Source organism: Maricaulis sp. B-26 (genome assembly GCF_056857855.1).
Window position 1 is genome coordinate 74,173 of the sequence record NZ_JBSXNX010000012.1, and the last position, 7,032, is coordinate 81,204.

The 7,032-nt window shown below is 65.9% G+C and carries 5 protein-coding genes; 2 read left to right on the top strand and 3 right to left on the bottom strand.

Going from position 1 to position 7,032, the window contains the following annotated elements; all coding sequences use genetic code 11:
* Window position 1: 1 nt before the first annotated feature.
* A complete protein-coding gene (locus tag AC13HB_RS02195; protein ID WP_482948081.1) occupies window positions 2–1,315 on the top strand; it encodes an RsmB/NOP family class I SAM-dependent RNA methyltransferase in 1,314 nt (437 codons plus the stop codon).
* A 126-nt stretch (window positions 1,316–1,441) separates the two neighbouring features.
* On the opposite strand, the gene AC13HB_RS02200 is transcribed toward AC13HB_RS02195, so the two are convergent.
* The 3 genes from AC13HB_RS02200 to AC13HB_RS02210 all read right to left on the bottom strand — a co-directional run bounded on the left by AC13HB_RS02200 (window position 1,442) and on the right by AC13HB_RS02210 (window position 3,837).
* Window positions 1,442–2,263 carry a sulfotransferase family protein gene (locus AC13HB_RS02200; RefSeq protein ID WP_482948082.1) on the bottom strand — a complete coding sequence of 274 codons (822 nt, stop codon included), beginning with the start codon at window positions 2,261–2,263 and terminating at the stop codon, window positions 1,442–1,444.
* Window positions 2,256–3,056 (bottom strand): sulfotransferase family protein, encoded by an 801-nt coding sequence (locus AC13HB_RS02205; protein WP_482948083.1) that lies wholly within the window; start codon window positions 3,054–3,056, stop codon window positions 2,256–2,258. Before AC13HB_RS02205 ends, AC13HB_RS02200 begins: the two co-directional genes overlap by 8 nt.
* Before the next feature lie 151 nt (window positions 3,057–3,207).
* A complete protein-coding gene (locus AC13HB_RS02210) occupies window positions 3,208–3,837 on the bottom strand; it encodes a YceI family protein (protein ID WP_482948084.1) in 630 nt (209 codons plus the stop codon).
* Window positions 3,838–4,050: 213 nt separating this feature from the next.
* Here AC13HB_RS02210 and guaA point away from each other — a divergent pair, with 213 nt between their 5' ends.
* The gene (gene guaA, locus AC13HB_RS02215) at window positions 4,051–5,610 is read left to right on the top strand and encodes a glutamine-hydrolyzing GMP synthase (RefSeq protein WP_482948085.1); all 1,560 of its coding nucleotides are present in this window, start codon (window positions 4,051–4,053) and stop codon (window positions 5,608–5,610) included.
* Window positions 5,611–7,032: the final 1,422 nt, after the last annotated feature.

A 7,032-nucleotide genomic window follows, 5' to 3' on the forward strand; every position in this document is an offset into this window, starting at 1 on the left:
TATGAGAGACGGCGCCCGGATCGCGGCCGCGATCGAGATTCTCGACACGCTCACCCGCCAGCATCAGCCGGTGAAGGATGCCGTGCGAGACTGGGGCAAGGCGCACCGCTTCGCCGGTTCGGGCGACCGGGCCTGGATCGGCGGGCTCGTCCTCGACGCTCTGCGTCACCGTGCCTCCATCGGACATGCGATGGGCGAGGAGGGCGCACGCGCGCTCGCTCTGGGTACGGTCGGCCGTATCTGGGGGCTTTCCGCGGAGGAGATCGATGCGCTCTTCGAAGGCGACGAGCATGCGCCCGAACCGCTCACCGACGCCGAACGCGAAGGTCTTTCGCGCGACATCTCGGACGCGCCCCTGCATGTGCGTGGCGACTTCCCGGACTGGCTCGAGGAGAGCTTCCTTCGGGTCTTCGGAGAGGACGCTGCGGAGGAGGGCGCACGCCTCTCCTCGCGGGCTCCGGTCGATCTCAGGGTGAATGAAGAGCGCGTGGATTTCGACAAGGCTTTCAAGGAAGTATCCTCCAAACTTAAGGCTGCCGAACAATCCCGACTCGTGCGCTCAGGTATTCGAATTGCCCAGCGCGATCCGCGCGGCAAGGCGGCTGCGGCCGAGAGTATTCCGGCCTATGGCAAGGGTTGGGTCGAGGTGCAGGATATCGGTTCCCAGCTGGCAGCCCTGGCCTCCAATGCCGGTCCGGGCATGCAGATACTGGACTATTGCGCCGGTGCGGGCGGCAAGACGCTGGCCCTCTCGGCCTTGCTGCACAATACCGGACAGGTCCATGCCTGGGACATCGACTGGCGCCGTCTGCGCGCCATCTGGCCCCGCCTCAAGCGTGCAGGTGCGCGCAATGTGCAGGTCCATGATGGCAAGGAAGACAATGTGTTGGGTGAGTTTGTTGAGAAAATGGATGTCGTTTTCTGCGACGCGCCCTGCACCGGAACCGGCACCTGGCGCCGGCGTCCCGACGCCAAATGGCGCCTCAAGCCGACGGCTCTGGAAAAGCGCATCTCCGAACAGGACACCGTGCTCGAACGCGCCCGGCGCTATGTGAAGCCGGGCGGCCGTCTCGTCTACATCACCTGCTCGGTCCTGCCCGAAGAAAACGGCGACCGCGTATCGGACTTCCTCGCGAAGACCGACGCTTTCAAAACGGTCCCGGCGCTCGACGTCCTCAAGGCCTCCGGCGGTCTCGCCGACGGGGCGGACGCTGCCCTCGAGCCCTGCGTCGGAGACCACGGCGCCATCCAGCTCTCCCCGGCGCGCACGGATACGGACGGGTTTTATATCTGCGTGCTGGAGCGGGTGGGGTAGGCGGGCAGGCGGCGGCAGGGAGTTTCGACCGCATGGTGCCTGACAGTCTCGCCGAGGCGCACTCGGAGTATCTCGGCGCGCGGTATATCGGTATCCGCAAATCGCGCGCTTCTTCCTCGTCCTGGATTACCCATACCCCAGCTCCTCCAGCCTCTGCCCCACAAATGGCGGGGCATGCCGGAGACGCTCATCACGCTTGTAGCGGCCGACATGTTTGCGGCTGAGCGGGCCCGAGAGGGCTTCGCGGCTGTCTTCCTCCAGCCCGTAGAGCGCCATGTCGCGAGAGGCGAGGTGAAGCATGGCGGGTTCCCAGGCGAGGCCGAGAAAGCGTGTCAGTGACGTCAGAGCAGCCTTCGGGCGCGTGACAAGGTCCTCATAGCGCACGCGGATGATGCGCGGGCCCAGCGCGGCTTCGGCCTTGAGGCCGATCCCGGTCAGGTCGCTCCAGTATTTCAGGGCGGCGTCCGGCCGGACCGTATGGGCGAAGCGGTGACCGTTCGAATCCCGCCAGTCGCGCTCGAGCAGGGAGGCGGCGACGTCGCGTCCCTCGCGCACGACATGGATGAAGCGCGCCTCGGGAAGGAGTTTCGCCAGCGGCTCGAAGGCGACCACATTGAGAGCTGTCTTCTCCACGAGGAGGTGCTGCGGCGTCCCTCGGACCGGCTCGCCGATCAGCTCGGTGAGGAGGCGGGCCATGTTGGCGCGTACGGCTTCGCCATCCATGTCGAACTCGGCCGCGTGCAGCGTGCCCAGCTGGGTGGCGAAAGCATTCCACTGGAAGGCGATGGAGGGCGGCAGGCCCGTATCGGGGCCGCAGGCCAGGCGCGAGTGACCGGCCAGCAGGGCGCGCAGCACGGTAAGCCCCGAGCGTGGACAGCCGCCGGCGAAGACGAAGCGGCGGCCGGTTTCAGGAGAGCTGTCGTATGGGCCCGGCCCGGCCTCAGACATAGCCGAGCGCGTCCATCATCTCTCCCGTGATCTGCTCGACCTGGCTGCGTTGCTGCGGCGTCAGGACGGACCGCCAGCGGCCGATGGCGCTGGTATCGACAGGACGGGCCGCGCGGGCGGCGCTGCTTTCGGCTTCGCCGGCCTCCGCATTGTAGAAGCGCCAGTGGCTGAGCGCCCGCTCCCGGGCGAGTTCGTTCAGGCCGAGATGATCGGCCAGCCGGCCGGTCTCGGAGGCCGGATCGCGCGCCAGCGCTTCATAGTGCAGTTCCAGATAACCAGGATCGTCGCGCATGGCGGCGCCCGCTTCGACGCTCGAGAGCCAGAGCCGAGCGGCGCTGGCGGCGTCACGCGTGATCGCCATAGGCTGGCCTGTCCTGGCGTCACGCCAGTCCATGCCGAGAAGGGAGGCCACGACATCGCGCGGATCCCGGACGATCGCGATCAGCGGGCTGTCGGGAAAGAGGGCGCGCAGGGTCGGGAAGTGGAGAATATTGGCGGGGGTCTTCTCGGCCGGCCGTAGACCGGTGCGGGTCGCGACCGGTTCGAGAAAGCCGGCGATGGAGCGGGCGAAGCTGGCCTGCAGCGCATCGCGGGAGAGGCCGTATTCCGCGTCCAGCACATCGGCATGGTGAGCCTCGACCTGGCTGGCGAGCTGGCACAGCGCCGGCACGACCCGGAGCTCGGGGCCGCAGGTGATGACGCCGGAGGCATTGACGATCGCCCGCAGGAGCGTCGTGCCCGAACGTGGCGCGCCGCCGATGAAGACGGGGCCGGGCCCGACTGGCTGATGCATGACTCACTCCGCTACGCTGACGGTCGAGTTCTAGCGCTGCGCGGAATGGCTAAGCATTGCCCGAAACTTACAGAGATTCAATCTAGTGAGGATCGTGCCGGGCCGCCTGCGCAGACGATCGATCCGGCCGCATCCGCCCGGCAGCCTCTCGCTAACCCCGCTCGAAAACCAGCGAGACCGTCACCGGGGTAACCGGGGCGATGCCGGGAAGGCCGGCAATCTCGCGCAGGGTTTCCAGTCCGCCGCCAAGCCCGAAATCCTCGACATGGAGCAGGACGGGCACGGAGGTTTCCACCAGTACCCGGTCATCGGACAGCCGGGTGACGGTGAGATGCGTCTCCAGCGGCACGCTCATGCCGTGAAGATCAAGCGTGGCCTCCGCATTGATCGCCACGCGATCGCCGGGCTGCAGCACGCCGTCCGCTTCCAGTGCGGCGACATCGACCGGCAGGGTGACGCGTGCGTCCGGATAGGTCTCCGTCTCGAACAGGTGTTCGCGCATGCGCTCGTCGCGGATATCGATGCCGGTACGGACGGTCGCGAGGTCGATGACCAGCTCCGCATTCCCGTCCGGCGTGACCGAGCCGGAGAGGCCGGAAAAGCTGTGCGCTTCGGCGATGGTTCCGGATTTCACCGAGACGAAGTTGAGATGCGACTCGCCGGCCGCGAGCTGCCAGTCGCCGCGGGCGAGCGGCGTGGCCGTCGGCGCAGGCGAGCAGGCTGCGAGCGTGAGGCCCGCCAGTCCGAGGAAAGCAGAGGCAAATCCGGTCCGGGTGATCATGTCGGTATCCTTCGCTCCGGGCCCTCAGGCCCCTTGTCCGGAAACTGGGCCGAAGTCGCTTCGAGTTCAACCCGGTAAAAAGCCCGGCCGGACAGCGCTAGGCACTGGTCATTCGGGCTGACTCGCGTTATCGGGCCGCATGCTGAACCTCATCTCGGCCATTTCCACACAAATCGACCTCCGGGAAGCCTGCGCGCGCGGGCTCGAAAGCGCATGACCGACAACCACGAAAAACTCCTCATCATCGACTTCGGCAGCCAGGTGACCCAGCTCATCGCCCGGCGCGTCCGCGAAAGCGGCGTCTATTGCGAAGTCCATCCCTATAACCGCGCCGACAAGGCCTTCATCGACGATTTCGATCCGAAGGCCATCATTCTCTCCGGTTCGCCGCACTCGACGCATTGGGACAATTCTCCGCGCGCCGACGAGAGCGTGTTCACGCGCGGTCTGCCCATTCTGGGGATCTGCTATGGCGAGCAGACGATGTGCGCGCAGCTCGGCGGCCGTGTGGAAGCCTCCGACGAGCGCGAATTCGGCCGCGCCGACATCACCCTGGTCGAGGACAGCCCGCTCTTCGAGGGCTTCGGCCCGATCGGTCACGAAGAGCGCGTCTGGATGAGCCATGGCGACCGCGTCGCGGCTCTGCCCGAGGGTTTCAGGGTCATCGCCAAATCCGGCCATGCGCCGTTTGCGGCCATCGCCGACGAGGATCGCAAGTTCTACGGCGTGCAATTCCACCCGGAAGTCGTGCACACGCCGCGCGGTGCGGCGCTGCTGCGCAATTTCACGCACACGATTGCCGGTCTCAAGGGCGACTGGTCCATGGCGAGCTTCAAGGATGAGGCGATCGCCAAGATCCGCGAACAGGTCGGCGACGGCAAGGTCATCTGTGGCCTGTCCGGCGGCGTCGACAGCTCGGTCGTGGCCGTGCTGCTGCACGAAGCGATCGGCGACCAGCTCACCTGCGTCTTCGTCGATACCGGCCTGATGCGCCTCGGTGAAGCGGACGAGGTCGTGACCCTGTTCCGCGAGCACTACAATATCCCGCTCGTCCATGCCGACGAAGAGGCGCTCTTCCTGGGCGCGCTCGAGGGCGTCGACGATCCGGAAAAGAAGCGCAAGACCATCGGCAAGCTCTTCATCGACGTGTTCGAGGAGAAGGCGAAAGCCGCCGGCGGCGCCGACTTCCTGGCCCAGGGCACGCTCTATCCGGACGTGATCGAAAGCGTCAGCTTCGATGGCGGCCCCTCGGTCACCATCAAGTCGCACCACAATGTCGGCGGCCTGCCCGAGCGCATGAACATGAAGCTCGTCGAGCCGCTGCGCGAGCTGTTCAAGGACGAGGTCCGCGCGCTCGGCCGCGAGCTCGGCCTTCCGGAAGCCTTCGTCGGCCGCCATCCCTTCCCGGGGCCGGGCCTGGCCATCCGCATTCCCGGCGCCGTCTCCAAGGAGAAGGCCGACATCCTGCGCAAGGCCGACGCGATCTATATCGACGAGATCCGCAAGGAAGGCCTCTACGACAAGATCTGGCAGGCCTTCTCCGTCCTGCTGCCGGTCCGCACCGTCGGCGTGATGGGCGACGAGCGCACCTATGACCATGTCCTCGCCCTGCGCGCCGTGACCTCGGTCGACGGCATGACCGCGGACTACTACCCCTTCGACCACGATTTCCTCGGCCGCGTCGCCACGCGGATCATCAATGAGTGCAGGGGTGTGAACCGGGTGGTCTACGACGTGACCTCGAAGCCGCCGGGGACGATCGAGTGGGAGTAGGGGGTTAGCGCTTAGACAGCTGGCTCAGGGGTAAACTTGGAAAGACCGGCTAGAATCTTGTGGGTTGAGCAGGACTATCTTGTCGAAACCGCTAGGCTGTATATTCGCTTGCTCAAGAAATAGTTCCTGCTCGAAATCATCAAGGCCAGGAAAACCGGGGACACGTACCGATTTAATCATCCGGCGGCTTTCCGCTCCGCCGTTTCGGGCGTCCAGATTGGCCCGGTCTGAGCCGGTGGCCGAATAAATGGTGACAGGCACCTACTACCCGCGAGATGAATGGGGACAGATGAAATTAAGGGACTGAAAACACGTCTCCCGTCTGCTCAACCGTCCGAACGCCAGTCCTGCCCCTTAAGCGCTGCGCGCAAATCCATCCCTTCATCTCACGCCAGCCAGCGGGCCGCACGGGTCCAGCGCCGTCAAGGCCGCCTTCGGCGCCGCTTCGCGGGCATGCGCCTTGACGGCGCTGGACCCGTGCGGCGACATCCCGGCAAGAGATGAATGGGGAAACGGGCTCGGGGCGCGCCACTCAGCTCCGGTTTCCCCGGGCCTGTCCCGGGGCCTCGGAAACGGGGGCGAGTTCAACTCTTCAAGACTTCCGAGGCCCCGGAACGGGGTCCGGGGGAATCGAGATTTTTCGTTTCAAGTTTTCATCCCGGCCGTATAGCCCGCGCAGGCGGGCTGTAGAGCCGGGACCCATAAACGCGGGAATTGGACGAAAGCCGGCTCTCTATCCATGCTGCTTATGCTTCCGACCCGCACCGGGCGTATGGGTCCCGGATCTCCGCCCGGCTCAGGGCCGGGCATGCGTCCGGGATGACAAGTTTGGGGTTTTTCAGGGAACTTATCCCCACCCTCAAAACCTAACCTAGACTCTTCCCCGTTCTCGCACCGCTCGAGGCCTGGCCTGGTTCGCCGGGGGTGCGGGGAGGACGGAGCTTGCCCGTCCTTGCCGGATTGACCACGGCAAGGCCCGGTGAGGCCATCGGTTCGGAGAGGCAGCAAAAGCGCTGACTGTCTGTCCAGACCGGTTTCGAGAGGGAGCCCGTGAGGGCTCCGGTAAATCTCCGTGTGCAGGATGTCCCTGATGTCACTCACACTTATAGCAACACTCCGGCATCAGCCGGCATCCTGCACCCCTCATACCGCCAGGCCGGAAGGTCGTGGCGCTATCGGTGTTTCGTCCTCCCCCGCCGGGGGAGGTGTCCCGAAGGGACGGAGGGGGCTGGTGCAGGATGAAGCGCCGAGTGCCCCCTTCGACCCGCGGCCTTGCCGCGGCCCACTTCCCCGCGAGCGGGGAGGAAAGTGGCCGATCTCCCCCTAGGCCTCTGCCATCTCCCGCTCCGCGACGCGCTTGACCGACGGGTGGCCGGCGCAGCGGGCGACCCAGTCCTTGATGACGGCATTGTCCGGCATCAG

Coding starts and splice junctions, on each gene's coding strand:
- AC13HB_RS02195 (WP_482948081.1), top strand. CDS start 2: ATGAGAGACGGCGCCCGGATCGCGGCCGCGATCGAGATTCTCGACACG.
- AC13HB_RS02200 (WP_482948082.1), bottom strand. CDS start 2,263: ATGTCTGAGGCCGGGCCGGGCCCATACGACAGCTCTCCTGAAACCGGC.
- AC13HB_RS02205 (WP_482948083.1), bottom strand. CDS start 3,056: ATGCATCAGCCAGTCGGGCCCGGCCCCGTCTTCATCGGCGGCGCGCCA.
- AC13HB_RS02210 (WP_482948084.1), bottom strand. CDS start 3,837: ATGATCACCCGGACCGGATTTGCCTCTGCTTTCCTCGGACTGGCGGGC.
- guaA (WP_482948085.1), top strand. CDS start 4,051: ATGACCGACAACCACGAAAAACTCCTCATCATCGACTTCGGCAGCCAG.